24 protein-coding genes are annotated in these 22,253 nt (G+C 66.0%); 18 read left to right on the forward strand and 6 right to left on the reverse strand.

Annotated features, from left to right (window positions below; translation table 11 throughout):
• Positions 1-34: 34 nt before the first annotated feature.
• Positions 35-1,213 (reverse strand): succinylglutamate desuccinylase/aspartoacylase family protein, encoded by a 1,179-nt coding sequence (locus tag JJ918_RS13920; protein ID WP_291888491.1) that lies wholly within the window; start codon positions 1,211-1,213, stop codon positions 35-37.
• Positions 1,214-1,391: 178 nt separating this feature from the next.
• On the opposite strand from JJ918_RS13920, the gene JJ918_RS13925 reads away from it, so the two are divergent.
• From JJ918_RS13925 to arsC, 8 genes are all read left to right on the forward strand, one after another.
• Entirely contained in the window at positions 1,392-2,006 is a 615-nt protein-coding gene (locus tag JJ918_RS13925; protein WP_291888494.1) for a DnaJ domain-containing protein, read from the forward strand.
• A 326-nt stretch (positions 2,007-2,332) separates the two neighbouring features.
• Positions 2,333-3,820, forward strand: a complete 1,488-nt coding sequence (locus JJ918_RS13930; protein WP_291888496.1) for a PAS domain-containing methyl-accepting chemotaxis protein — start codon at positions 2,333-2,335, stop codon at positions 3,818-3,820.
• A gap of 161 nt (positions 3,821-3,981) precedes the next feature.
• Entirely contained in the window at positions 3,982-4,971 is a 990-nt protein-coding gene (gene cobS / locus JJ918_RS13935; RefSeq protein ID WP_291888498.1) for a cobaltochelatase subunit CobS, read from the forward strand.
• An 89-nt stretch (positions 4,972-5,060) separates the two neighbouring features.
• A complete protein-coding gene (locus tag JJ918_RS13940) occupies positions 5,061-5,624 on the forward strand; it encodes a DUF1993 family protein (protein ID WP_291888501.1) in 564 nt (187 codons plus the stop codon).
• An 83-nt stretch (positions 5,625-5,707) separates the two neighbouring features.
• Positions 5,708-6,070, forward strand: coding sequence for a helix-turn-helix transcriptional regulator (locus tag JJ918_RS13945; protein WP_291888504.1), 363 nt, complete (start codon positions 5,708-5,710; stop codon positions 6,068-6,070).
• A complete protein-coding gene (locus JJ918_RS13950) occupies positions 6,067-6,561 on the forward strand; it encodes an ArsI/CadI family heavy metal resistance metalloenzyme (protein WP_291888506.1) in 495 nt (164 codons plus the stop codon). Before JJ918_RS13945 ends, JJ918_RS13950 begins: the two co-directional genes overlap by 4 nt.
• Positions 6,562-6,575: 14 nt before the next feature.
• Positions 6,576-7,613 carry an ACR3 family arsenite efflux transporter gene (gene arsB, locus JJ918_RS13955; protein WP_291888508.1) on the forward strand — a complete coding sequence of 346 codons (1,038 nt, stop codon included), beginning with the start codon at positions 6,576-6,578 and terminating at the stop codon, positions 7,611-7,613.
• Positions 7,610-8,032, forward strand: a complete 423-nt coding sequence (arsC, locus tag JJ918_RS13960) for an arsenate reductase (glutaredoxin) (RefSeq protein WP_291888511.1) — start codon at positions 7,610-7,612, stop codon at positions 8,030-8,032. Before arsB ends, arsC begins: the two co-directional genes overlap by 4 nt.
• Positions 8,033-8,038: 6 nt before the next feature.
• Here arsC and JJ918_RS13965 read toward each other — a convergent pair whose 3' ends face one another.
• Together JJ918_RS13965 and JJ918_RS13970 are read right to left on the reverse strand one after the other, a co-directional pair.
• Positions 8,039-8,887, reverse strand: a complete 849-nt coding sequence (locus tag JJ918_RS13965; protein WP_291888514.1) for a flagellin — start codon at positions 8,885-8,887, stop codon at positions 8,039-8,041.
• 110 nt (positions 8,888-8,997) lie between these two features.
• Positions 8,998-9,222, reverse strand: a complete 225-nt coding sequence (locus JJ918_RS13970; RefSeq protein WP_291888517.1) for a hypothetical protein — start codon at positions 9,220-9,222, stop codon at positions 8,998-9,000.
• Between the two features lie 137 nt (positions 9,223-9,359).
• On the opposite strand from JJ918_RS13970, the gene cobT reads away from it, so the two are divergent.
• Together cobT and JJ918_RS13980 are read left to right on the forward strand one after the other, a co-directional pair.
• Complete coding sequence (gene cobT / locus JJ918_RS13975) at positions 9,360-11,270, forward strand: cobaltochelatase subunit CobT (protein ID WP_291888519.1); 1,911 nt, start codon at positions 9,360-9,362, stop codon at positions 11,268-11,270.
• 10 nt (positions 11,271-11,280) lie between these two features.
• Positions 11,281-12,249, forward strand: a complete 969-nt coding sequence (locus tag JJ918_RS13980) for an esterase-like activity of phytase family protein (RefSeq protein ID WP_291888522.1) — start codon at positions 11,281-11,283, stop codon at positions 12,247-12,249.
• Between the two features lie 213 nt (positions 12,250-12,462).
• Here the strand turns inward: JJ918_RS13980 and JJ918_RS13985 are convergent, their stop codons facing one another.
• Positions 12,463-14,211 carry an amidohydrolase gene (locus JJ918_RS13985; protein ID WP_291888525.1) on the reverse strand — a complete coding sequence of 583 codons (1,749 nt, stop codon included), beginning with the start codon at positions 14,209-14,211 and terminating at the stop codon, positions 12,463-12,465.
• 124 nt (positions 14,212-14,335) lie between these two features.
• A complete protein-coding gene (gene rpmB, locus JJ918_RS13990; RefSeq protein WP_271186427.1) occupies positions 14,336-14,620 on the reverse strand; it encodes a 50S ribosomal protein L28 in 285 nt (94 codons plus the stop codon).
• 27 nt (positions 14,621-14,647) lie between these two features.
• Between rpmB and JJ918_RS13995 the strand changes: the two genes are divergently transcribed.
• The 8 genes from JJ918_RS13995 to JJ918_RS14030 all read left to right on the forward strand — a co-directional run bounded on the left by JJ918_RS13995 (position 14,648) and on the right by JJ918_RS14030 (position 21,295).
• Positions 14,648-14,809 (forward strand): hypothetical protein, encoded by a 162-nt coding sequence (locus JJ918_RS13995; RefSeq protein WP_291888529.1) that lies wholly within the window; start codon positions 14,648-14,650, stop codon positions 14,807-14,809.
• On the forward strand, positions 14,810-15,622 hold the full coding sequence (locus JJ918_RS14000) for a DUF3108 domain-containing protein (protein ID WP_291888531.1): 813 nt from the start codon (positions 14,810-14,812) through the stop codon (positions 15,620-15,622). It begins immediately after the preceding gene.
• Positions 15,623-15,690: 68 nt separating this feature from the next.
• Complete coding sequence (locus JJ918_RS14005; protein ID WP_291888534.1) at positions 15,691-18,294, forward strand: helicase-related protein; 2,604 nt, start codon at positions 15,691-15,693, stop codon at positions 18,292-18,294.
• Complete coding sequence (locus JJ918_RS14010) at positions 18,291-18,602, forward strand: RNA-binding S4 domain-containing protein (RefSeq protein ID WP_291888537.1); 312 nt, start codon at positions 18,291-18,293, stop codon at positions 18,600-18,602. Before JJ918_RS14005 ends, JJ918_RS14010 begins: the two co-directional genes overlap by 4 nt.
• Positions 18,603-18,638: 36 nt before the next feature.
• Complete coding sequence (locus tag JJ918_RS14015; RefSeq protein ID WP_291888540.1) at positions 18,639-19,088, forward strand: TerB family tellurite resistance protein; 450 nt, start codon at positions 18,639-18,641, stop codon at positions 19,086-19,088.
• A 64-nt stretch (positions 19,089-19,152) separates the two neighbouring features.
• A complete protein-coding gene (gene fdxA / locus JJ918_RS14020; RefSeq protein WP_271186422.1) occupies positions 19,153-19,494 on the forward strand; it encodes a ferredoxin FdxA in 342 nt (113 codons plus the stop codon).
• A 222-nt stretch (positions 19,495-19,716) separates the two neighbouring features.
• Positions 19,717-20,235: a CarD family transcriptional regulator gene (locus tag JJ918_RS14025; protein ID WP_291888543.1), complete on the forward strand. Its 519-nt coding sequence runs from the start codon at positions 19,717-19,719 to the stop codon at positions 20,233-20,235.
• A gap of 148 nt (positions 20,236-20,383) precedes the next feature.
• Positions 20,384-21,295: an RNA polymerase factor sigma-32 gene (locus JJ918_RS14030; RefSeq protein ID WP_291888545.1), complete on the forward strand. Its 912-nt coding sequence runs from the start codon at positions 20,384-20,386 to the stop codon at positions 21,293-21,295.
• 82 nt (positions 21,296-21,377) lie between these two features.
• Here JJ918_RS14030 and JJ918_RS14035 read toward each other — a convergent pair whose 3' ends face one another.
• Positions 21,378-22,019: a thermonuclease family protein gene (locus JJ918_RS14035; protein ID WP_291888547.1), complete on the reverse strand. Its 642-nt coding sequence runs from the start codon at positions 22,017-22,019 to the stop codon at positions 21,378-21,380.
• Positions 22,020-22,253: the final 234 nt, after the last annotated feature.

Genomic DNA, 22,253 nt, shown 5'->3' on the forward strand with positions numbered 1-22,253 from the left:
AACCGCGCGGACGGCACCGATGCCATGCGCGGTGTCAGTGATCGGCCGCAACCGCCAGCACCGCCTCGGCGGCCAGCCGCCCGACCGCATGGCTCTCCTCAACGGAGGCCTCGTCGGCAAGCTCGACGGTCAGCCCGGCCACGCCGAAGGTCTGCAGCGCCCAGGCCTTGGACGTGCCGGCATCGCCATTATGTCCCTCGATCCAGTCCGGCTGCGGGTCGAGCGCGGCTGTGAAGCGCGCCGCCATTTCGGCCATCAGTGCGTCGCCGCGTGCGGCAATGCCGGCGGGCGGATTGTAGACCAGGGTGCGGCGGGTGGAGTGGAAATCGAGGAAGACCTCGACATCGCGGCCCTCGGCCTCCCGGCGGATCAGCGCCTGCAGCGCGGCGACCTCGGGCTGGTCGGCCTCGAACCAGTCGCGATTGAGGTCCATGCCACCGGAGTTCAGGCGCCAGTGGCCGTTTGCCATGCCGTCAGGATTGGCCAGCGGCACCAGCACCAGGCGATAGCCGGCCAGCGCACCGCCGTCATGGGCCTCGCCGATCGCTGTCGCGAAAGCCTCGAAGGCGCGGCCGCCGGAGTATTCCGGCGGATGCTGGCGGGTCAGCGCGACCAGAAGACGGCCGGCATCGGCGGGTCCAGCGACCAGCGCCTCGAGCGGCCGGCCTTCCAGCGAGCGGCCATATTCGACAGAGGTGAAGCCATGGGCATTGGCAAAGGCCGCGGACCAACCGGCCACATCGGCCGGCGTATAGGTCGGCTGGGCGGAAATCCGCGTGCGGCCGGCGGGCAGGTCGAGCGTCAGCCGGGCGCGATTGTCCTCTTCAAGGACTTCGATAAGCGCCGGATCCACCCTCTGCCAGTCCTCGCCCGGCCGGCGGATGCGAGGCTCGTAGCGATGACGATAGCCGCCATAGTCCAGCACGATCTCGACAGGTCCCGCTTCCTCGCGCTCGATGTCGAAGGCGAACCAGGGGCTGGGATTGATCCACGGGGCGATCGCGACTTCCGGATCGGTGCGCACGATCACGGCCTCGGCCGAACGCGCCAGGCAGCGGTGCTGTCCGGCGGTGGGGAAGTCGGCATGCAAGCTCACCCCCTCGGCCCGGCACAGGGCCGCAGTCTCCGCTGCAGGCGGCAGGGTGGCACAACCGGTCAGACCGAGACCGCCGGCCGCGAGGGCGGCGAGGAAGGAGCGGATGTGAAGTGTCATGGCAGTCTCCGGCGCTGTCACCGGATCACGACGCCCCGGCTCTGGCGACAGCGGAGCCGAGCCCATTTCGCCTGTCAATCTGGCGTGAACGCCTTTCGCAGCGGCCAGGCTGCGCGATGACGCAAATTTCAACAGGCATTTCATTGCCGCTTTACCGACGCATGCCCATAATTGGCGCATGTCCGGCGCCTATGACTACAAACCGCGGTTCAAGGATATCCGCATCAAACCGCCCCGGGACGAGCCGGCGCCGGAGGAACGCGTGTGCGAATGGCCCGGTTGCCGCAAGCATGGCGACAGCCGCGCGCCCAAATCGACCGACCGGCTGAACGAGTTCTACTGGTTCTGTCAGACGCACGCGTCGGAATACAACAAGTCCTGGAATTTCTTCGAGGGCATGAGCGAACACGCCGCCCAGTCCTTCCGGGAAAGCGCCGCTTACGGCCACCGGCCGACCTGGAGCTGGCGCAATACGCATTCGGCAAGTTCGAAAGCCCAGCGCGCCAGCCGCGACTTTGCCGACGGCTTCACCGATCCTTTCGGGATGTTCGGCGACCGCCGCGATCCGCACAAGGAAGCCCCGCGCGAGAAATCGATGGGGCGTCTCCAGTCCAAGGCGCTGGAGACGATGGGGCTGGACGCCGATGTCGAACCGGCCAAGGTTCGCCGGCGCTATGCCGAACTGGTGAAGCGTTTCCACCCGGACGCCAATGGCGGCGATCGCTCGAGCGAGGAACAGCTGGGCCGCGTGATCGCCGCCTACCAGATCCTCAAGAATGCGGGCATGGCCTAAGCCACAACATTCAGGCCGCACAATTTTTGTTTGCCCCTGATCCGTAAAACAGCCTCAAATAGTCACAAGATGGATCACAGCACTCGTGCTAATCTATTATTATACTTGTTTCAAAACGAGACCGTTGACTAATAAAATAACAATTCCTTGATTTTTATGGAGTTTTTCCGTAAATACTTCAGAAACTAGGCACTGAATATTTGCCCTCTATTCGGCCGTTAACTTTCTGTTCACAGGTGCAGCGCGAAATCGATTCAAATTCGAATAAAAGAATTCTCGCCAACAAGCCTCCCCGGCCCAACACGAGATAGCGACGGGACATCGCCATGCTGCACCTGATGAATTCGGGCAAAAGCCAGATTGCCGACAAGTACGACGCCATTGCCCGCTCACAGGCCGTGATCGAATTCACGCCGGACGGCAAGATCCTGACCGCCAACCGGAACTTCCTCGATGCCCTGGGTTATGAACTGGACGAGATCGTCGGTCAGAACCACGCGCTGTTCGTCGAACCCGAATATGCCGCCACACCCGAATACCGGCAGTTCTGGGATGCGCTGCGGGCCGGCCAGTTCCAGGCCGCCGAGTACAAGCGGATCGGCAAGGGCGGCCGCCCCGTCTGGATCCAGGCGAGCTATAATCCGGTCAAGGACGCATCGGGCCGCACCTATCGCGTGGTCAAGTTCGCGACCGACGTCACCCAGCGCAAACTGGCCAATGCCGAAGTGAACGGCAAGCTGGCCGCGCTCGACAAGTCGCAGGCGATCATCGAGTTCGAACTCGACGGCACCATTCTGACGGCGAATGAGAATTTCCTGAAGACGCTCGGCTATACGCTCGACGAAGTCCGCGGCCAGCACCACCGGCTGTTTGTCGCGAAGGACGAGCGCGATACACCGGCCTACAAGGAGTTCTGGGCAAAACTGGCCCGCGGCGAATTCCAGGCCGCCGAATATCGCCGGATCGCCAAGGGCGGGCACGACGTCTGGATCCAGGCCAGCTACAACCCGATCCTCGACATGGACGGCAAGCCCTTCAAGGTCGTGAAGTTTGCAACCGACATCACCGCCGAGGTGAGCGAACGGCATCGCCGTGCCGACGCCCAGCGCTCGATCGCGGCCGATCTGCAGAAAATCTCCCGGTCTGCCTCGAACACCTCCTCGCAGACCGCCAGCGTGGCCGCGGCCGCTCAGCAGGCCTCGACCGGTGTGCAATCGATCGCTTCGGGTGCGGAAGAACTGTCCGCGTCGGCCGCCGAGATCAGCCAGCAGATGTCGCGTGCATCCCAGGTCAGCCGGGAAGCCGTGGAGCAGGCCGACAAAACCGACGCCACGGTCCGCACGCTCTCCGAAGCCGCTCAGCGTATCGGCGAGATCGTCAACCTGATCACCGCCATCGCGGAACAGACCAACCTGCTTGCGCTCAATGCGACCATCGAGGCGGCGCGCGCCGGCGAAGCCGGCAAGGGGTTCGCCGTCGTTGCATCCGAAGTGAAGGGCCTGGCCAACCAGGCATCCGCGGCGACCGGGGAAATCTCGGCGCAGGTCTCCGAAGTCCAGGGCGCAACGCAACGGGCCGCCGATGCCATCTCCTTGATCCGCAACACCATCTCGGAAGTCGAGAGCATGTCGACGGCCGTCGCCGCCGCCGTCGAGGAACAGACATCGGTGACATCCGACATGTCCCGCAACATGCAGGACGTCGCCCAGGGCGTGACGGACATCTCGAAGGCGATCCAGGAAATCGACGCGGCCACCCGCGACGTGGAGAGCTCGACCCGCAGCGTCGAGGAACTCGCCCGGCAGATCGCCTGATCCTGCTATCCGCACACATCGGACAGCCGGGGCAATTTGCCGCCCCGGCTGTGTTCGCCGCATTGACTTGAAGCCGGTGCGGCCTTGCAATACCTGTCGATATCAAATCCAGGCGTCAGGCAGTCCCTGCCCAAAGGCGCGCAACGATAAAGACCGGTTCGATGAGCGAAGACTTCCCCCTGGCTGCCCCCGATACGACCGCTGACACAAAGGCCCTGTTCGGCTTCGATGCCGGCTTTGAGGTGCCGATGTTCTCCAGGGCGGACGAACACACGCCGAAGATCGATCCGGACTATGTCTTCGATCCGGCGACGACACGGGCCATCCTGGCGGGCTTTGCCTATAATCGCCGCGTGATGGTCCAGGGCTATCACGGCACCGGCAAGTCGACCCATATCGAGCAGGTCGCCGCGCGGCTGAACTGGCCGATGGTCCGGGTCAATCTCGACAGCCATGTCAGCCGGATCGACATGGTGGGCAAGGACGCCATCGTGCTGCGCGACGGCAAGCAGATCACCGAATTCCAGGAAGGCATCCTGCCCTGGGCCCTGCAGCGCCCGGTCGCGCTCCTGTTCGACGAGTACGATGCCGGCCGCCCCGACGTGATGTTCGTGATCCAGCGCGTACTGGAAGCCTCGGGCTCGCTGACCCTGCTGGACCAGACCAAGGTGATCCGGCCGCACCCCTTCTTCCGCCTGTTCGCAACGACGAACACGATCGGCCTGGGCGACACGACCGGCCTCTATCACGGCACCCAGCAGATCAACCAGGGCCAGATGGACCGCTGGTCCATCGTCTCGACGCTGAACTATCTGCCGCGCGAGACCGAGAATGCGATCGTGCTGGCCAAGATGAAAAAACTCTCCGCCAGCGAGGACGGCCGGAAAATGGTCGCCGACATGGTGAAGGTTGCCGATCTCACCCGCGATGCCTTCATCAATGGCGATATCTCCACGGTGATGAGCCCGCGGACCGTGCTGACCTGGGCCGAGAATTACGAGATCTTCGGCGATCTGGGCGCGGCCTTCCGCCTGACCTTCCTGAACAAATGCGACGAGCTGGAACGTCCGACCATTGCGGAATTCTACCAGCGCGTCTTCGGCGAGGACCTGCCGGAAGCGCCGATCAAGGCGGAAAGCTCGGCAGCCTGACACCGCAAGTCACTGACGGCCGTGTTGACCCCCGGTGCACACCGGGGGCACGGTGCCCGCGTCACTTCAAGACGGGCGGGGAGCCAGGCATGACGTTAAGCGATCTCTTGCTGCCGACCTACCGGCAGATGCTCACCGCGCTGGCGGCCTGGCTGCGCAAGGCCGAGGAGCAGACGGGCAATGCCGACGCGCTGCTGGCGGCGCGGCTCGCACCCGACATGTTCCCCCTGTCGACCCAGATCCGCTTTGCCTGCCTGCAGGTCCATGAGGGTGGCCGCCGGCTGCGGCATGAGGCCTTCCCCGACGCGATGGACGCCTTGCTGAACGAGGGGCGTCAGGGCGGCGACAATCCCGGCACAATGGCCGAGGCTCTCGCGCGGATCGACGAGGCCGTGGCCTATCTCGACAGCTTGTCCGCCGATGCGCTGGATGACGGCGCGAGCCAGCCGCTGGCGCTGGAATTGCCGATGGGTATCGCCTTCGACCTCGACGACGGCGAACGCTATGCCCGCGACTGGGCCCTGCCGCAATTCTACTTCCACGTCATGACGGCCTACGCGATCCTGCGCCGTGAAGGCGTGGAACTGGGCAAGGCCGACTATGTGGCGCACATGTTTGCCTATCTGCGCCCGGGAACCGCGCCCGCCGGCTGATCCACTGACGGCTGATCTGCTGGCGGCTGAACATCGCAGCAAAACCGGCTTGCGCGGCCTCATAATTCAATTATCGTTGAAATATGGAATCAGAAACCGCCGTCCGCCGCCTCGCCGCCCTGGCCCAGCCCAGCCGCCTTGCCGTCTTCCGCCTGCTGGTGAAAGCCGGACCCGACGGGATGGCAGCAGGAGAGATCGCCCGCGCGCTCGATATCGCGCCCAACACGCTGTCGGCTCAGCTGAACCTGCTGTCGCAGGCCGGTCTGGTCCGCCAGCGCCGCGACGGACGCTCGCTGATCTACAGCGTCGAGTTCGAAACCATGTCGGCACTCCTCCTTTATCTGATGGAGGATTGCTGCCAGGGCCATTCGGAGATCTGCACCCCGGTTGTCGAGGCGGCCGCACGCGGCGCCTGCTGCCCTACACCCCAGGAGTCCCTGTCATGAAACGCCTGCACGTCCATCTCGCCGTCGACGACCTACAAAAGGCCATCACCTTCTACTCCACCCTGTTCGCCGCCGGTCCGACGACGACCAAGCCCGACTACGCCAAATGGATGCTCGACGATCCGCGGGTCAATTTCGCGATCAGCGCGCGCGGGGGACGTCCGGGCATCCAGCATCTGGGCATCCAGGCGGAAGACAAGACCGAACTCGACGAGGTCTATGAACGCCTCTCGCGCGCCGGTGCCGAGACTCTCGAGGAGGGCGAGACGACCTGCTGCTATGCGCGGTCGGAAAAGAGCTGGGTCGCCGATCCCGTCGGAACCAATTGGGAAGTCTTCCGCACGATGGGCGAAAGCACCGATTACGGTCACGATCTCGGCGAGGCGCCCGCACCGGCGGTCATCGCCAACGCTCCCCACAAAGCCGGAGACGGTGGCTGCTGCACGCCCAAGGCCGCACCGCGGCCTGACGGACAAGCCTGCTGCGGCTGAGGGAAGCGGGATCGATGAACACGTTCGAACGCTACCTGTCCGTCTGGGTCGGTCTGTGCATCCTGGCGGGGATCGGGCTTGCTCAGCTCGTGCCCGGTGTGTTCGCCGCCCTCGCCGCGCTGGAATATGCCAATGTCAATTTCGCCGTGGCGGTGCTGATCTGGGCGATGGTCTGGCCGATGATGATCGCCGTCGATTTCGGCAGTCTCAAGCGCGTCGGCGAGCGGCCCAAGGGCCTGGTCATCACCCTGGTGGTGAACTGGCTGATCAAGCCTTTCACCATGGCCTTTCTCGGCGTCGCCTTCTTCAAGCACATCTTTGCCGGACTGATCCCCCCGGCCGAGGCCGACGGCTATATCGCCGGCCTGATCCTGCTCGGCGCGGCGCCGTGTACCGCCATGGTCTTCGTCTGGTCGCAACTCACCCGCGGCGACGCCACCTACACCCTCGCCCAGGTCAGCGTGAACGATGCCATCATGGTGTTCGCCTTCGCCCCGATCGTCGCCCTGCTGCTGGGCGTGACCGATATCGCGGTGCCCTGGGAAACGCTGATCCTGTCGGTCGCGCTCTATGTGGTGATCCCGCTGATTGCCGGCATCGCGATGCGTACCCTCCTGGTCCGCCAGGGCGGGGAAGAGGCTGTCACGCGCTTTACCGGCCGCATCAAACCGGCCTCGATCCTCGGGCTTCTGGGCACGGTCGTGCTGCTGTTCGGCTTCCAGGGTCATGTCATCCTGGAGCGCCCCCTGCTGATCGCCCTGATCGCCGTGCCGATCCTGATCCAGTCCTACGGCATCTTCGCCCTCGCCTATGGCGCCGCCTGGGCCTGGCGCGTGCCGCACCCCGTTGCCGCCCCCTGCGCGATGATCGGCACATCGAACTTCTTCGAACTGGCGGTCGCCGTCGCGATCAGCCTGTTCGGGCTCAATTCGGGCGCGGCGCTGGCGACCGTTGTCGGCGTGCTGGTGGAAGTGCCGGTCATGCTGTCGCTGGTGGCCTTCGCCAACCGCACCCGCCGCCATTTCCCCGCACCGGAGACACCCGCGCCATGATCGTCATCCATCACAATCCGGACTGCGGCACATCGCGCAATGTCGTCGCCATCGTGAAAGCGGCGGGCGAGGACCCGGTCGTGATCGAATATCTGGAAACCGGCTGGACGCGGCCGCAACTGCTCGGCCTGTTCGCAGCCGCCGGCCTGACGCCCCGCCAGGCGCTGCGCGAGACCAAATCTCCGGCAGCGGAACTGGGCCTGCTCGAGCCCGGCGTGTCCGATGCGCAGATCCTGGATGCCATGCTGGAGCATCCCGTTCTGGTGAACCGCCCCATCGTGTGCACGCCGCGCGGTGTCCGCCTGTGCCGGCCCAGCCCCGGCGTACTCGACCTGCTGGAGACCTGGCCTTCAGGCCCGTTCGAACTGGAAGACGGCACGCCCGTGATCGACGCAAGCGGCGCCCGGGTCAGCGGCTAGCGGACCTTACTGGAAGAAGCGCAGGATGGTGCGCGGCGCCTCATTGGCGATCGCAAGCGCCTGCAGGCCCAGATCCTCGCGCACCATCAGCGCCTTTAGCTTGGCCGATTCCCGGCCGAGATCGGCGTCGACCAGACTGCCGATACCGGCATCGGTCACGTCGATCTGCTTGACCAGGAGGGTGCGCTGGATCTCCAGCGTCTTCAGGCTGACGCCCAGGCGCGAGATCGAGGCATTGACCGCGTTCATCGAGGCTTCGAAATCCGCCACCATGGATGCGTCCGGCCGGGTGGCGAGACCGCTGGCATCGGTTTGCGGCAGGCTGGCCGGCAGGGTGGAGTCGAAAATCCCGCCGCCATCGCTCAGATCTTCCGCGGCAATCGCCATCTGGGCGTTGGGGTTCTCCGAAACCAGCACCGAGATATCGGCCGCCCCGGCTTCGAGCAGGTTGATATCGTTGAAGGACGCGTTGGCGACGAGGTGCTGGGCCTGGTTACCCAGGGCGACAAAGTCGTTCATCAGGGTGCGCCAGCCCTGTTCGTCGAGCGAGGTGTCGGTGGCGGCGACGAGCTTGCCCTGCATTTCAACCATCAGATCGGAAATGCCTTCGGCGGCGGCGAGCGCCGTTTCCACGACGCCGGTGGCCAGATCCATCGAGGTCAGCGCCTCGCCGCGCGCACCATTGGACGCGCGCATGCCCTGGGCCAGGGCCCAGATCGCGCCGCCATCGCTCGCGCTGCCAATCTTGAGCCCTGTCGCGATACGGGTGTGCACTTTCACACTATCCCGTTGCAGCATGTCCATATGCTGCAGCGCAGAGTTCACGCTGGCCATGGAATGGACCGAATAGGTCATCCAGCCTGTGTCTCGCCACCTGTCGGGCCCACTTTTTCCGGGCTCCACCGGACAGGATGCCGTGATGTGGTTATCAAGTCCTTTCCGGACTGTTCATGGATTATGCCGCGTCAGACCGCGTCCAGCGCCTTGGCGACCTTGCGCAGCTGGGTCTCGCCGCCGCCGGGCATGCCCTCGCCGGACGCGACGACCAGCTCCTCGGCATCATGCTGCCAGCGCTCGAGAATTTCCTTTTTCTGTTCGCGCGAGAGCGTGTCGTCGCGGACGACATCATCCGGCTCGCCGAATGTGCCTGCCGGGTCCAGAAGGGCTTTTTCAAAATCAACCTTGGTCATGACCGGGCCTCCTTTCAGGTTGCGAAACAACCGGTACTCTCAAAACGCGTGGCGGCGGTGCCGGTTCCGCTGAAATGCCATGCAGGCGGACGCTTTACCGCCCTCGCAATTTCGTGCGGATGGATTAGGTTGCGCTTATGAGCCAGCCGCCCAGAGACCCGGACGCGTTCAAGCGCGCCCTCGCCATCACCACCCGCGCCATCGCCGGCGACAAGGATCTCGATGTCCGCTATGGCGGCGAGATTGCCGGCCTGTCGGGCGGACGCATCGTGCTGCCCAATCCCGGCCCCGAGCCGTCGGCCGCCGCCGCAGCAGCCGTGCGCGGCCGCGCCGATGCGCTGGCGCTGCGCCTGGCACATCATGACGAAGCGGCCCATCTCGGCGCCCTGCCGCCCGGCGCGACGGCGCGTGCCATCTTCCATTCCGCCGAGCAGGCGCGGGTGGAAAGCCTTGGCGCCCGCGATATGCGCGGCATGGCGAACAATCTCGATGCCGCCCTTATCGCCCGCTGCCGCCAGAAGGGCTGGCAGCGCGTGGAGGACCGCCAGGCCGCACCGATGGAAGAGGCCGTGGCGATGCTGGTCCGTGAGCGGATCACCGGCCGGCCGACCCCGCCGGAAGCCGACGGGCTGATGAAGCTGTGGCGCGACCAGCTGGAAACCGTTGCCGGCAAATCGCTCGACGCCCTGGCGCGCAATGCCGGCGACCAGCAGGCTTTTGCCGATCTCCTGCGCACCGTGATCGAGGATCTCGACCTGGCCGACGAGCTGGGCGGCGATCCCGAACAGTCGGAAAACCAGGACGATGACGATGAGGGCGTCGATCGCGAACAGCGTACCGGCGAGGACGAGCAGGATGACGGCAAGGACGGCGAACAGCCCGACACGCCGGACGCCTCGGGCACGGCCGGCGACGAGGAAGAGATCAATGCCGAGGGCGAGGACGCCGATACGCGCGTCGACGCCATGGATGATGAAGGCGCCGCCCAGACCGCGATGCGGCCCAACTGGCAGCCTTCCGGCGAAGGCGATGCCAAGGCCTACAAGGTCTTCACCCGCGAATTCGACGAGGTGATCCAGGCCCAGGATCTGTGCGATGCGGACGAGCTGGAGCGCCTGCGCAAATATCTCGACAATGCCCTGAAGGGGCTCGACCAGGTCGTCGGCCGTCTGGCCAACCGCCTGCAGCGCCGCCTGATGGCGCAGCAGGAACGCGCCTGGCAGTTCGACCTCGAGGAGGGCGTGCTGGACGGTTCGCGCCTGGCCCGTGTCATCGCCGACCCCACCCTGCCCCTGTCCTACAAGCAGGAGAGCGATACCGAATTCCGCGACACGATCGTCACCCTGCTGCTGGACAATTCCGGCTCCATGCGCGGCCGGCCGATCATGGTGGCCGCGGCCTGCGCCGACATTCTCGCGCGCACGCTGGAGCGGGTCGGCGTGAAGACGGAGATTCTCGGCTTCACCACCAAGGCCTGGAAGGGCGGCCGCTCGAAGGAGCAATGGCTCTCCGAAGGCAAGCCGCCGCATCCGGGCCGGCTGAACGATCTGCGCCACATCATCTACAAGTCCGCCGACACGCCCTGGCGCCGCGCCCGCACCAATCTGGGCCTGATGATGCGCGAAGGCCTCCTGAAGGAGAATATCGACGGCGAAGCCCTGCTGTGGGCCTGGAAGCGCATGGGCGCCCGGCCGGAACAGCGCCGCATCATGATGGTGATCTCCGACGGCGCACCGGTCGATGACGGCACCCAGTCGGCCAATTCACCGGGCTATCTGGAACGCCATCTGCGCGAGACCATCGCCCTGATCGAGAACCGTTCGGAAGTCGAACTGCTGGCGATCGGGATCGGCCATGATGTCACACGCTGGTATCGCCGCGCGGTTACCATCAATGACGTCGAACAGCTCGGCGGGGCCATGACGGACCAGCTGGCGGCCCTGTTCGACGAGGATGGCGGCCCGGGCTCGCGTTTTTCCAGCCGGGGCGAGACGGCGACATCGGGCCTGAAACGCGGCGACTGGGCCTCCCTGGCCGGCGGCCGCTGAGGAGTTTCACATGATGCGTTTCGGTCTTGCTGCGGCGGCTCTCTGTCTGGCGCTGCAGCCGGCATCCCATGCCCAGACGGTGACCGCGGCAGCCCTGCCGCTGGATGCCGGCCCCGAAGAACAGGCTGCGCTGGGCCGGCTGGACTATCGCGGCGGGCTTGTCCTGGCGTCGGACGATGAACGCTTCGGCGGCCTGTCGGCCCTGGAAGTCTCGGCCAATGGCACGCGTCTTCTGGCGCTCTCCGACAGCGCCTGGTGGGTCACCGGTGCACTGGCCTGGGACGACGCCACGAACACGCTGACCGGTTTCAGCGAGCTCTCCATCTCACCCGTGCGCGACAGCGATGGCCGCCATTTCGAGGGCCGCTCCGGCGACAGTGAAGGCCTGACCGCGCTGGGCGATGGCCGCTATGCGGTGAGTTTCGAGCGCCGCCACCGCGTGCTGACCTATGCGCTGGGCGAGGACTGGTCGTCCGTGGAAACGGCCCTGCCCGAAACAATGGATATCCCGGAAGCCCTGTCCGGCCTGCCGGACAATCGCGGCCTTGAATCCCTGGCCCGCACGGATGATGGCCACCTGCTGATGGGCGTGGAATATCCGACCGATCTGAGCCTGGGCCATGCGCTGTGGGTGGGCGGCGATACGGGCTGGCAGCGCTTCAGCCTGCATTCGCGCCCCTCATTCGGGCTTACCGGCATGGCCGCACATGACGGCACGATCTACGCCGTGGAGCGCTTCTATTCGCGCGCCGCCGGCAACCGGATCGGCATCATCGCCTTCCCCGTGCCCGAAACCGGCGCATCGGCCACGATCACACCGGAAACGCTCGGCCGGATCGACCCGCCCCTGCCCGTCGACAATTTCGAGGGCATCGCTGTGATCGAACGCGGCGGCGAGACGCTGGTCCTGATCATCTCCGACGACAATTTCTCGAACCGCCAGCGCACCCTGCTGATGGCATTTGCGGTGGGGGAGTAGTTCACCTCAACACCCTGTCATCCCGGCCGGAAGCCCGCGCAGGCGGGTTGCAGGGCCGGGACCCATAAGCACTGGATTCACCCGGAAGCCGGCTCGATATCAGCGACATAGCGAGCTGGAGCTGCAGGAAGCGTATGGGTCCCGGACTTCCGCCCCGCCTTCGCGGGGCATTCATCCGGGATGACAAAATAAGCAGACGCCGGCCTGTGCCGCCTACTCCGCGCGGTCCCAGACAATCTCCCCCTCGACCACCGTCATCACCGGTTCGACCTCGAGGATCTCCGCTTCGGGGATGGTCATGATGTCGGCGGAGAAGACGGTGAAGTCTGCGCGCTTGCCGGTCTCGATCGAGCCCAGCTCGTCCTCGCGGAAGGAGGCATAGGCCGGCCAGAGCGTGAAGAGTTTCAGCGCGTCGCTGCGCGAGAGGGCTTCCTCGGCATGCCAGTTCTCGCCCTGGAAACCGGAGAGATCGGCGCGTGCCGTGGCGGCATAGTATTCGATCCGCGGATCGCCCTGCTCGACCGGCGCATCCGATCCGCCGGTGATGTGTGCGCCGGCGTCCAGCAGGCTCTGCCAGGCATAGGCGCCTTCCAGCCGGTCATCGCCCAGCCGGTCCGGGGCGAAATGCAGATCGCCGATCGCGTGCGAGGGCTGCATCGACGCGATCACACCCAGTTCGGCAAAGCGGGGGATGTCGTCCGGGTGGACGATCTGGCTGTGCTCGTCGCGCCAGCGGTGCTCGGCCAGGGCGCGGTCTTCTGCGGGAACCTGGTCCAGCGCCTCGCCGACCCAGTCGAGCAACGAGCGATTGCCGCGGTCGCCGATGGCGTGGACATTCATCTGGATCCCGTCACGCAGGGCCTGGGTCATCATGCCCGTCGTCTCGTCCGCTTCCGCGATGCGCAGACCGGACGTGTCCGGCCGGTCGGAATAGGGCTCCAGCAGCGCCGCACCACGCGAGCCCAGTGCCCCGTCCATATAGAGTTTCACGGCCCGGGTGATGACGCGGCCATCATCGGCCACACGCGGCACGTCGCCGGCCGCCAGATCGGCATAGCCGTCCGGATTGATCGAGACATAGACGCGGATCGGCAGGCGGTCCGCTTGGGCGAGATCCTCGATCATCGCCACGTCGGACCAGGGCACGGACATGTCGTGTGCGCCGGTCCAGCCCAGGCTGGCGAGACGATCGGCGCCCTCGGCATAGGTGTCGGCACGCTCGGCTCCGGACGGCTGGGCGACGAGTGCCTGGGCCGGGCCCATGGCGGTATCGATCAGCATGCCGGTCGGCTCGCCCGCTTCGTCGAACAGGATTTCCCCGCCTTCCGGCGCCCGCGAATCGCGATTGATCCCGGCAGCCCCCAGCGCGGCGGAATTGGCGACCAGCGCGTGGCCGTCGGCGCGGACCAGCACGACCGGATTGTCCGGCGACGCCGCATCCAGATCGTCCCGCGTCGGGAAGCGGCCCTCCGGCCAGTGGGTTTCGATCCAGCCACGCCCGAAGACGACATCGCCCGGCTGGGCCGCCTCGACCGCACCGGACACACGCTCGACCAGCTCGGCGACCGAGACGACGTCGTCCAGATTGAGCAGGCGTTCACGCTGGCCGACGCCGAGCACATGGATATGGCTGTCGGTAAAGCCGGGATACATCGCGGCGCCATCCAGATCGACGAGGCGCGTGGCCTGCCCCACCCAGATATTGGCGCCGGCCCGCGGTCCGGCAAAGACGATGCGGCCGCCCTGGACAGCAACGGCCTCGACCATGGGGCGGGTATCGTCGGCGGTGTAGATGGGGCCGCCGAAGAAGACCATGTCGGCGGCGGGAATGCCGCCATCATCCGGTGCAGGTTCGGCCGGGCGCGGTGTGGCCGGCGCCTCGGCGGCGGGCTCGCCGCTGCCGCAGGCGGCCAGTGCGAGTGCGCCGAACGCAGCGGCGATTGCGGAAATCCTGTTCGTCATGACTGCCTCCCCCCGGACCTTCACGTCCGAAAACCGCGAGGAAGCTAGCGGCATGCCGCGCATACGACAACGCCCGCTGCAGGAACAGCGGGCGTTGATCGAATTCGGTCAAGTCCGGAAGCGCTTAAGCTGCCAGAGCCTTCTTCAGGTCGCGCTTGATCTTCAGGGCGCGGTCCGAGAGGCTCTCGTCGCGGGCCTTGAGGAGGAAGGCATCCAGGCCGCCGACATGGTCGACAGAGCGCAGCGCCTTCGCAGCGATGCGCAGCTTGAAGTTACGACCCAGCTTTTCCGAAGCCAGTGTGACATCGCACAGGTTCGGCAGGAAACGGCGGCGGGTCTTGTTCTGAGCGTGGGACACATTGTTCCCCGTCATCACGCCCGTGCCGGTCAGTTCGCAGCGACGCGCCATAGTCGCACCTTTCACATAGAATAATCCGTGCGCACCGATCTTGCGAGCGGCGCGAGAGCGGGCGAGATAACGGAGCGGCGCGACGGCGTCAAGCTTGCTGCGTTCATCTTGCAGCCGGTTTTGTTCGGTTATTGCAGTTGTTATATCGGGGTCAAGCTGGCGGCGGTGCATAGCCGAGGAGAGTTTTGAGTGAAAAACGCGTGGGTTATCGGAGCCATGGCGCTGGGCCTGACCGGCGCCGTGCCGGTTCTTGCAGCTGACGATGCCGCAGACAGTGCGGCAGGCAGCGGTCCGCTGGGCATCACCGTGCAGTATTCCGGCTCGGTCATGATCTTCCAGGTCGCCGATATCGTCGTGAACGGCCAGTTCGCCAATGACGATTACAGCGCCTCGGCGCGGCTGACGACGGCCGGGCTGGCCGCCCTGTTCTCCGATGCGGACATCGAGGCCGGCGTGTCCGGCTATCGCTACGGCCCCCGGCTGCAGCCCTGGCGCTACAGCCACTACAATCATGCCAGCTCGAAGAACCGCACGGTCGGCATCGACTTCCCCGACGGGGTAGCCACGCCGGATATCGAGCCGCCCTTCGGCAATATGGGCGAACCGCCCGCCACGGCAGAAGAGCGCGCCGGCGCCGCCGATCCGCTCTCGACCCTGCTCGCCATCGGGCTGGGCGCTGCCTCCAGCAGCGATTCGCTGTGTGACGGCCAGCTGCCCGTCTTCGACGGCCGTGCCCGCTATAATCTGCGCTTCGAGGATGGCGGTACCGAGCGGGTCCGCACCCGGGCCTGGTCGGGCGATGCCCAGATCTGCCACGCCTATTACGAGCCGATCTCGGGCTATGAGGCCGATGAGTTTCCCGACGATGACACCATCTCCCATCCGATCACCTTCTGGATGGCGCCGGTGCATGGCGGCGATCTCTATGTCCCCGTGCGCATCCGGACGAATGCCGGCTTTGGCGGGGTGACGATCACCGCCCGCTCGATCCAGGAAAGCTGATCCTGCATGCCGGGTGCCGGTGAGCAGCCTTGCGCTGCCCCCGGCGTCCGGCCTAAGGAGGGGGCGTCATGTTGGCGCGCAATGACGGTCCCGGCCAGATAACGGCCGCGCTCGGACCGACCAATACCGGAAAGACACACCTCGCCGTCGAGCGGATGCTGGGCCGGTCCTCCGGGATGATCGGCCTGCCCCTGCGCTTGCTCGCGCGCGAAGTCTATGACCGGGTGGTGAAAACCAAGGGGCCGGCCGCCGTCGCGCTGATCACCGGCGAGGAAAAGATCGTGCCGGCCTCGGCGCGCTATTTCATCTGCACCGCCGAGGCCATGCCGGTGGAGAAACGCGTCGCCTTCGTTGCCATCGACGAGGTGCAGCTGGCCGCCGATCCGGAGCGCGGCCATGTCTTCACCGACCGCCTGCTGCGCGCCCGCGGCACCGAAGAGACCATGATCCTCGGCTCGGGCACGATGACCCGGCTGATCCGTGAACTCGTGCCGCGCGCCGATACCGAGCATCGCGAGCGCTTCTCCCAGCTGAGCTATTCCGGCCCCGCCAAGCTGACCCGCCTGCCGCGCCGGTCGGCCGTCGTCGCCTTCTCGGCCGAGGCCGTCTACGCCATCGCAGAACTCCTGCGCCGGCGGCGGGGCGGGGCTGCGGTCGTGATGGGCGGTCTGTCACCACGCACCCGCAACGCCCAGGTCGAGCTCTACCAGTCCGGCGAAGTGGATTTCCTCGTCGCCACCGATGCCATCGGCATGGGGCTGAACATGGATATCGACCATGTCGCCTTTGCCGAAAGCCGCAAGTTCGACGGCCGCCGCCGGCGCCGGCTGACCCCGGCCGAGCTGGGCCAGATCGCCGGGCGCGCGGGCCGTTTCCGCTCCGACGGCACATTCGGCGAGACCGCAGACTGCCGGCCGTTCGAGCCGGATGTCGTCGAGGCTGTGGAAGCGCACACATTCGCACCCGTGGAACGCCTGCGCTGGCGCAATCCCGATCTCGACGAGAGCTCGCTGGAAGCCCTGCAATACTCGCTCGGCAAACCCTCGCGCCATCCGGCGCTGGAGCGGGTCGGCGAAGCGATGGACGAGCGGGCCCTGGGCGTGCTGGCTGCCGACCGCGAGGTGCGCGAGCGCGCCACCGGCCGCGACGGGGTGAGCCGGCTGTGGGATGCCTGCCGCCTGCCCGATTTCCGCAAGGCGACGCTGGACGCCCATGCCCGTCTGGTGAAATCGATCTACCTGCACCTGACCGGCCCCGGCAATCGCCTGCCCGACGACTGGCTGGCCGGTCATCTGGAGCGGCTGAACAAGACCTCCGGCGATGTCGACGCCCTGGCCTCGCGGCTCGCCTATGTGCGCACCTGGGCCTATGCCGCGCACCGGGCCGACTGGACGCACGACCCCGATCACTGGCGCGGCCGCACACGGCAGATCGAGGACGCGCTGTCCGACGCCCTGCACGAACGGCTGATGCAGCGCTTCGTCGATCGCCGCACCAGTGCGCTGGTAAAAGGCCTGCGCGACGAGCGCGATCTGCTGGCCGGCGTATCGCACACGGGCGAGGTGACGGTGGAGGGTCATTTCGTCGGACGGCTTGACGGACTGACCTTCAGGCCCGATGCAGAGGGCCGCGAGCTGGCCGCCCGCACCCTGAAGTCCGCAGCGCTGAGAGCGTTGCGACCCGAAATCAACCGGCGCCTCGGCGCCCTGGCTAGGACAGACATGACAGACCTGACCTTCACCGATGATGGCCAGATCATCTGGAACGGCGAGACCGTGGCCCAGCTGATCCCCGGTCCCGGCCCGCTGAAGCCGGCGATCAAACTGGTCGGCGGCGATCTGGGAACGACGGAAGCCCAGACGGCCGCCCAATCGACGCTGGAAGCGCGCGTGCGCGAGCATATCGAGACGGTTCTGGCACCCCTGTTCAAGCTGCGCGAGGCCGGCCAGTCCGACGAGCTGCCCGGCCCGGCGCGCGGTGTTGCCTGGCGCCTGCACGAGGCCGGTGGTGCCCTCGCCCGCCTGACCATTTCCGAGGAAGTGCGCGCCCTGTCCCAGGACGAGCGCCGCGCCCTGCGCGCTGTCGGCGTGCGGATCGGCGAGCACATGGTCTATGTGCCCGAGCTCGTGAAACCCGCCCCGGCGCGGCTCAACGCCCTCCTGCAGGCGATCGCGGCCGGGTCGACCGATATCAGCTGGCTGCCGGCTCCGGGCCTGACCTCGATCGCCAATGACCGCGGCCGGTCGCGCGCCGATTATGCGACCGTCGGCTTCTATCCCTGCGGTCCGCGCGCCGTGCGCTTCGACATGCTCGAACGCCTCGCCGATACGCTGCGCGATGCCCGCGCGGTCGATCAGGAACCCGGCTTCCCGCTGACCGCCGACATGACGGCGCTGCTGGGCTGTTCGGTCGAGGACCTGCGCGGCACGCTGACCACGCTCGGCTACAAGCGCATCCAGAAGGGCCCGGATCCGGAGAAGGCCGAAGGCGAGCGCTGGGACCGGCGCAAGCGGCGTCCCCAGGCCCGGCCCCGGCCGAAGCCGGCGGCCGCAACACCGCCGCCTGCCGACAGCCCGTTTGCCGCTCTGGCCGCGCTGAATGTCGCCGGCGCGGGTTCCACGAACGGCCGCAAGCCGGCCCGCAAGCGTAGCCGCAAGGCCTCCAAGCCGTGAGCGAGGCGGGCAAGGCACAGCGGCTGGACGTCTGGCTGTGGCATGCCCGCCTGTTCAAGACCCGCACCCTGGCCACCCGTATCGTTGCGAAGGGGCAGATCCGCGTCGAAGCCGCCGGGACAACACGCCGGATCACCAAGGCTTCGGCCCTGGTTCGTGAGGGCGACACATTGACGCTCCCCCTGAATAATCAGATTGTTCGGCTCGAAATTCTGGGTCTGGGCGAACGGCGCGGCCCGGCGGCCGAAGCCCGCCTGCTCTACCGCCGGCTCGACGAAGCCGGAGAGCCGTCCGAGCCCGCCGCCTAAATATGCCGATAAACCCGGACCTTAGAGGACCCGGCCATGTTCGAATCCATCAAGCGTCTCTTCACCGCCGAGACGGGCGAATCCCATCCCGAACTCGATCCGCACGTCGCGGCGACGGCCCTGCTCGTCGAGGCCGCACTGGCCGATGGCATCTATGCCGACTGCGAGCAGGACCAGATCCGCGCCATCCTGTCGGCGGCCTTCTCGATGCCCGAAGACAAGGCGGCCCGCGTGCTTGAACAGGCCGAGAGCCTGGCCGAGACTGCGGTCGATCATCACAGCTTCACCAAGGTGGTGAAGGCCTGTCTGGACAAGCAGGAACGCGTCGCCCTGGTGGAGCAGTTGTGGCGCGTCGCGCTGGCCGATGGCGAGAAATCGCCCTTCGAGGACGCCTTCATCCGGCGCATCACGCCCCTGCTGGCCGTCGGCGACCGGGAGCGCGTCTTCGCCCGCTCGCGTGCAGAAGCGCACATGCGGCCCCGTTGACAAAACCGCGCCTGCGGCCCATGTCCCGCCGGCATACCTGCCCCGTCCATGAAATCCGGCTGCCATGACCTATATCGTCACTGACGCCTGCGTGCGCTGCAAATATACCGATTGTGTCGAAGTCTGCCCCGTCGACTGCTTCTACGAGGGCGAGAATTTCCTCGTCATCCATCCGGACGAGTGCATTGATTGCGGCGTCTGCGAACCGGAGTGCCCGGTCGAGGCGATCAAGCCGGACACCGAGGACGATCCGGACGGCAAGTGGCTGGCCGTGAACTCGAAATTCGCCGAGATCTGGCCGAACATCACGGTGCGCAAGGATCCGCCCGCCGACGCCGACGCGATGGCCGAGGAAGACGGCAAGTACGAGAAGTACTTCTCCGAAAAACCCGGATCGGGCGACTAGCCGCGCCGGGTTAACCAAACGCTACCGTTTGGAAATTTCCGTAGTTTGTGATATGTTCCACAGATTGATGGGCAGTGCATGTGGCGCTGCCCGCTTTTCTGTGCGGTGGCTTGCACGCAGGATTAGTCGATCTCGGAGCCGGGTGGGTGCCGGAACAACTTCGGGAGCGATGTGCGTGCTATTGGATGCCACCGGCAAGGAAGGCCCAACCAGAGAGCATCCATGACGAAAAAAACCGCCAACGACAACAAGTCTTTCAAGCAAGGCGACTTTATCGTGTACCCGGCCCACGGTGTCGGTCAGGTCACGGGCGTTGAGAAGGATACGGTCGCGGGTTTCGACATCGAAGTCTACGTCGTCACGTTCGAACAGGATAAAATGACGCTGCGCGTGCCGACCGCCAAAGCCGACGTGTCGGGTATGCGCCCGCTGTCCAGCGACCGCATCGTGAAGGACGCGATGAAGACGCTGAAGGGCAAGGCCAAGGTGAAGCGCACCATGTGGAGCCGCCGGGCACAGGAATACGAAGCGAAGATCAATTCGGGCGACCTGATCATGATCGCCGAAGTCGTTCGCGACCTGCACCGTGCAGAAGACCAGCCCGAGCAGTCCTATTCCGAACGTCAGCTCTATGAATCCGCGCTGGACCGCATGGTCCGCGAACTGGCTGCCGTCGAGAATATCGAGCACGACAAGGCCCGTGAAATGCTGTCGGTCTCGCTGGCCAAGAAAGCCGCCTGATCCGTCACACATTGCAACGCCCAGACAGACGCCCGGCTCCGGCCGGGCGTTTTTCTTTATGCATCCGCTGCGGCAGCACTGCCCCCTGCCCGGCCCGGTGATCCGCTCCGCTCCGCCCGCCGTATGAGACGGTGAGGAGGATGTGAGGATGCCTGCAACCCGGACTGCCCCCGAGACAACCGCCGCCCCGCGCCAGCGCGACGCCGGCGAACAGCGCTTTGTCAAAACCGCCATGGCGGTGCCGCTCCTGTCACGCGAGGAAGAGCAAGAGCTCGCCCGCCGCTGGGCCGAGCATCGCGACGAGGCTGCTCTCCACCGGCTGACCGAGGCTCATATGCGCCTTGTCGTTGCCACGGCCGCCCGCTTCCGGCGCTACGGCCTGCCCTTCTCCGACCTGATCCAGGAAGGCAATATCGGCCTGATGAAAGCAGCGGAGCGGTTCGATCCCTCCCGCGATGTCCGCTTTTCCACCTATGTGACCTGGTGGGTGCGCTCCTGCATCCAGGACTATGTGCTGCGCAACTGGTCGATCGTGCGCACCGGCACGACCTCGGCCCAGAAATCCCTCTTCTTCAACCTGCGCCGCATCCGCGCCCGCACGGGCGATGTCGATGGCGGCGGGCTGACGCCGGAGAACCGCCGCCTGATCGCCGAGGAGCTGAAGGTGCGCGAGGAGGATGTAGACATGATGGCCTCGCGCCTGAGCGCCGTCGACCGGTCACTCAACGCGCCGGTCGGCGAAGAGGACCAGATGCAGTGGCAGGACCTGCTGGTGGACGAGACCTGTGCGCCCGAGGACGAGGTGATGGACCGCACCGACAGCGAGCGCCGCAAGGCGTGGCTGGGCCAGGCCATCGACACGCTGAACCCGCGCGAACAGCTGATCATCCGTGAGCGCCGTCTCAGTGAGGAAGGCTCGACCCTGGAAATGCTGGGCGACCGCCTGGGTATTTCCAAGGAGCGCGTCCGCCAGATCGAGACTGCAGCGCTGGACAAGATCCGCCGCGCCCTGACCGAACGCCACGGCGATCCGGCTACCTGTGGACTGATCCCGAACTGATCCAGAACTCGATCCCGGCGACGCCTGCCGGTGACGGCAGGCGGACGGCTGGTCTTTCACACGCCGCACACGGCCGACCGTATCAATCGACCAGGACTTCGATCCGTTCAGGATGATCGATGCGGATCATCGGACCGTTCTCGTCCTCGATCCAGCCGCGCACCCGGATGCGGCGTGTCTCCAGCGCATCGGGGCCCAGACCGGCCTCGATGAAGGCCGGGGCATCCTCCGCCTCGATCATGACGGTGAAATCGGTCCGGTAGTCAGCGCCGAAGTTGAGATAGATGCGGCCCGAGCGCAATTGCGTCGCTTCCACCACCCGGCCCTCGACCAACTGCACCGATCCGATGTCCTGGGCCAGCGCATCGGGATGCGTGTCGCGCACGGCATGGGCCGGGTTCGCCCACAGCCCGCGCCGCTGGTCCCGCGCAAACGCTTCGAGCACCAGAAGATCGCGCGCCGCGGCCCGGTTGTCCGCGTGGCTGAGCACCCGGGCGGCCCCCGATTCGACCAGGCGGGCCTGCAGCCAGGTTTCACCACCCGCCTCGTCCTGAACATGCACCTGCGCCAGCGCACGGCCATAGCGATCGCGCTCCTGGCCGGCATAGGCGAGGCGCACCGGATGGTCCGCCGCTTCAGCCTCCAGCAGCGCCCGGCTCAGGGCTTCGTCCGGCGCATCCAGCTCGGCCAGACGCACCTCCAGCGTGCTGTCGCCAGTGTCCACGGCGAGCGTTAATGCACCGGAAACTTCAGTGACTTGTCCGTTTTCACCCGGTGTGAAAGGGTCGGCACCGAATGAGCAGGCCGCCAGGGCCAGTAAAAACAGGAGGGGCATGATCGCGCGCATCGCTTTCCGGCTTTCCGTTCATTCCATGGTTATACCACTTGTAATTGCATTGCAAGCCTCGCTTGCGTCCCGCGTGTTTACCAATCCGTTTACCATCTGCGCGTAATGATC

Source organism: Maricaulis sp., assembly GCF_017642925.1.
Taxonomy (GTDB): Bacteria; Pseudomonadota; Alphaproteobacteria; order Caulobacterales; family Maricaulaceae; genus Maricaulis.

Coding starts and splice junctions, on each gene's coding strand:
- JJ918_RS13920 (WP_291888491.1), bottom strand. CDS start 1,213: ATGACACTTCACATCCGCTCCTTCCTCGCCGCCCTCGCGGCCGGCGGT.
- JJ918_RS13925 (WP_291888494.1), top strand. CDS start 1,392: ATGTCCGGCGCCTATGACTACAAACCGCGGTTCAAGGATATCCGCATC.
- JJ918_RS13930 (WP_291888496.1), top strand. CDS start 2,333: ATGCTGCACCTGATGAATTCGGGCAAAAGCCAGATTGCCGACAAGTAC.
- cobS (WP_291888498.1), top strand. CDS start 3,982: ATGAGCGAAGACTTCCCCCTGGCTGCCCCCGATACGACCGCTGACACA.
- JJ918_RS13940 (WP_291888501.1), top strand. CDS start 5,061: ATGACGTTAAGCGATCTCTTGCTGCCGACCTACCGGCAGATGCTCACC.
- JJ918_RS13945 (WP_291888504.1), top strand. CDS start 5,708: ATGGAATCAGAAACCGCCGTCCGCCGCCTCGCCGCCCTGGCCCAGCCC.
- JJ918_RS13950 (WP_291888506.1), top strand. CDS start 6,067: ATGAAACGCCTGCACGTCCATCTCGCCGTCGACGACCTACAAAAGGCC.
- arsB (WP_291888508.1), top strand. CDS start 6,576: ATGAACACGTTCGAACGCTACCTGTCCGTCTGGGTCGGTCTGTGCATC.
- arsC (WP_291888511.1), top strand. CDS start 7,610: ATGATCGTCATCCATCACAATCCGGACTGCGGCACATCGCGCAATGTC.
- JJ918_RS13965 (WP_291888514.1), bottom strand. CDS start 8,887: ATGACCTATTCGGTCCATTCCATGGCCAGCGTGAACTCTGCGCTGCAG.
- JJ918_RS13970 (WP_291888517.1), bottom strand. CDS start 9,222: ATGACCAAGGTTGATTTTGAAAAAGCCCTTCTGGACCCGGCAGGCACA.
- cobT (WP_291888519.1), top strand. CDS start 9,360: ATGAGCCAGCCGCCCAGAGACCCGGACGCGTTCAAGCGCGCCCTCGCC.
- JJ918_RS13980 (WP_291888522.1), top strand. CDS start 11,281: ATGATGCGTTTCGGTCTTGCTGCGGCGGCTCTCTGTCTGGCGCTGCAG.
- JJ918_RS13985 (WP_291888525.1), bottom strand. CDS start 14,211: ATGACGAACAGGATTTCCGCAATCGCCGCTGCGTTCGGCGCACTCGCA.
- rpmB (WP_271186427.1), bottom strand. CDS start 14,620: ATGGCGCGTCGCTGCGAACTGACCGGCACGGGCGTGATGACGGGGAAC.
- JJ918_RS14005 (WP_291888534.1), top strand. CDS start 15,691: ATGTTGGCGCGCAATGACGGTCCCGGCCAGATAACGGCCGCGCTCGGA.
- JJ918_RS14015 (WP_291888540.1), top strand. CDS start 18,639: ATGTTCGAATCCATCAAGCGTCTCTTCACCGCCGAGACGGGCGAATCC.
- fdxA (WP_271186422.1), top strand. CDS start 19,153: ATGACCTATATCGTCACTGACGCCTGCGTGCGCTGCAAATATACCGAT.
- JJ918_RS14025 (WP_291888543.1), top strand. CDS start 19,717: ATGACGAAAAAAACCGCCAACGACAACAAGTCTTTCAAGCAAGGCGAC.
- JJ918_RS14030 (WP_291888545.1), top strand. CDS start 20,384: ATGCCTGCAACCCGGACTGCCCCCGAGACAACCGCCGCCCCGCGCCAG.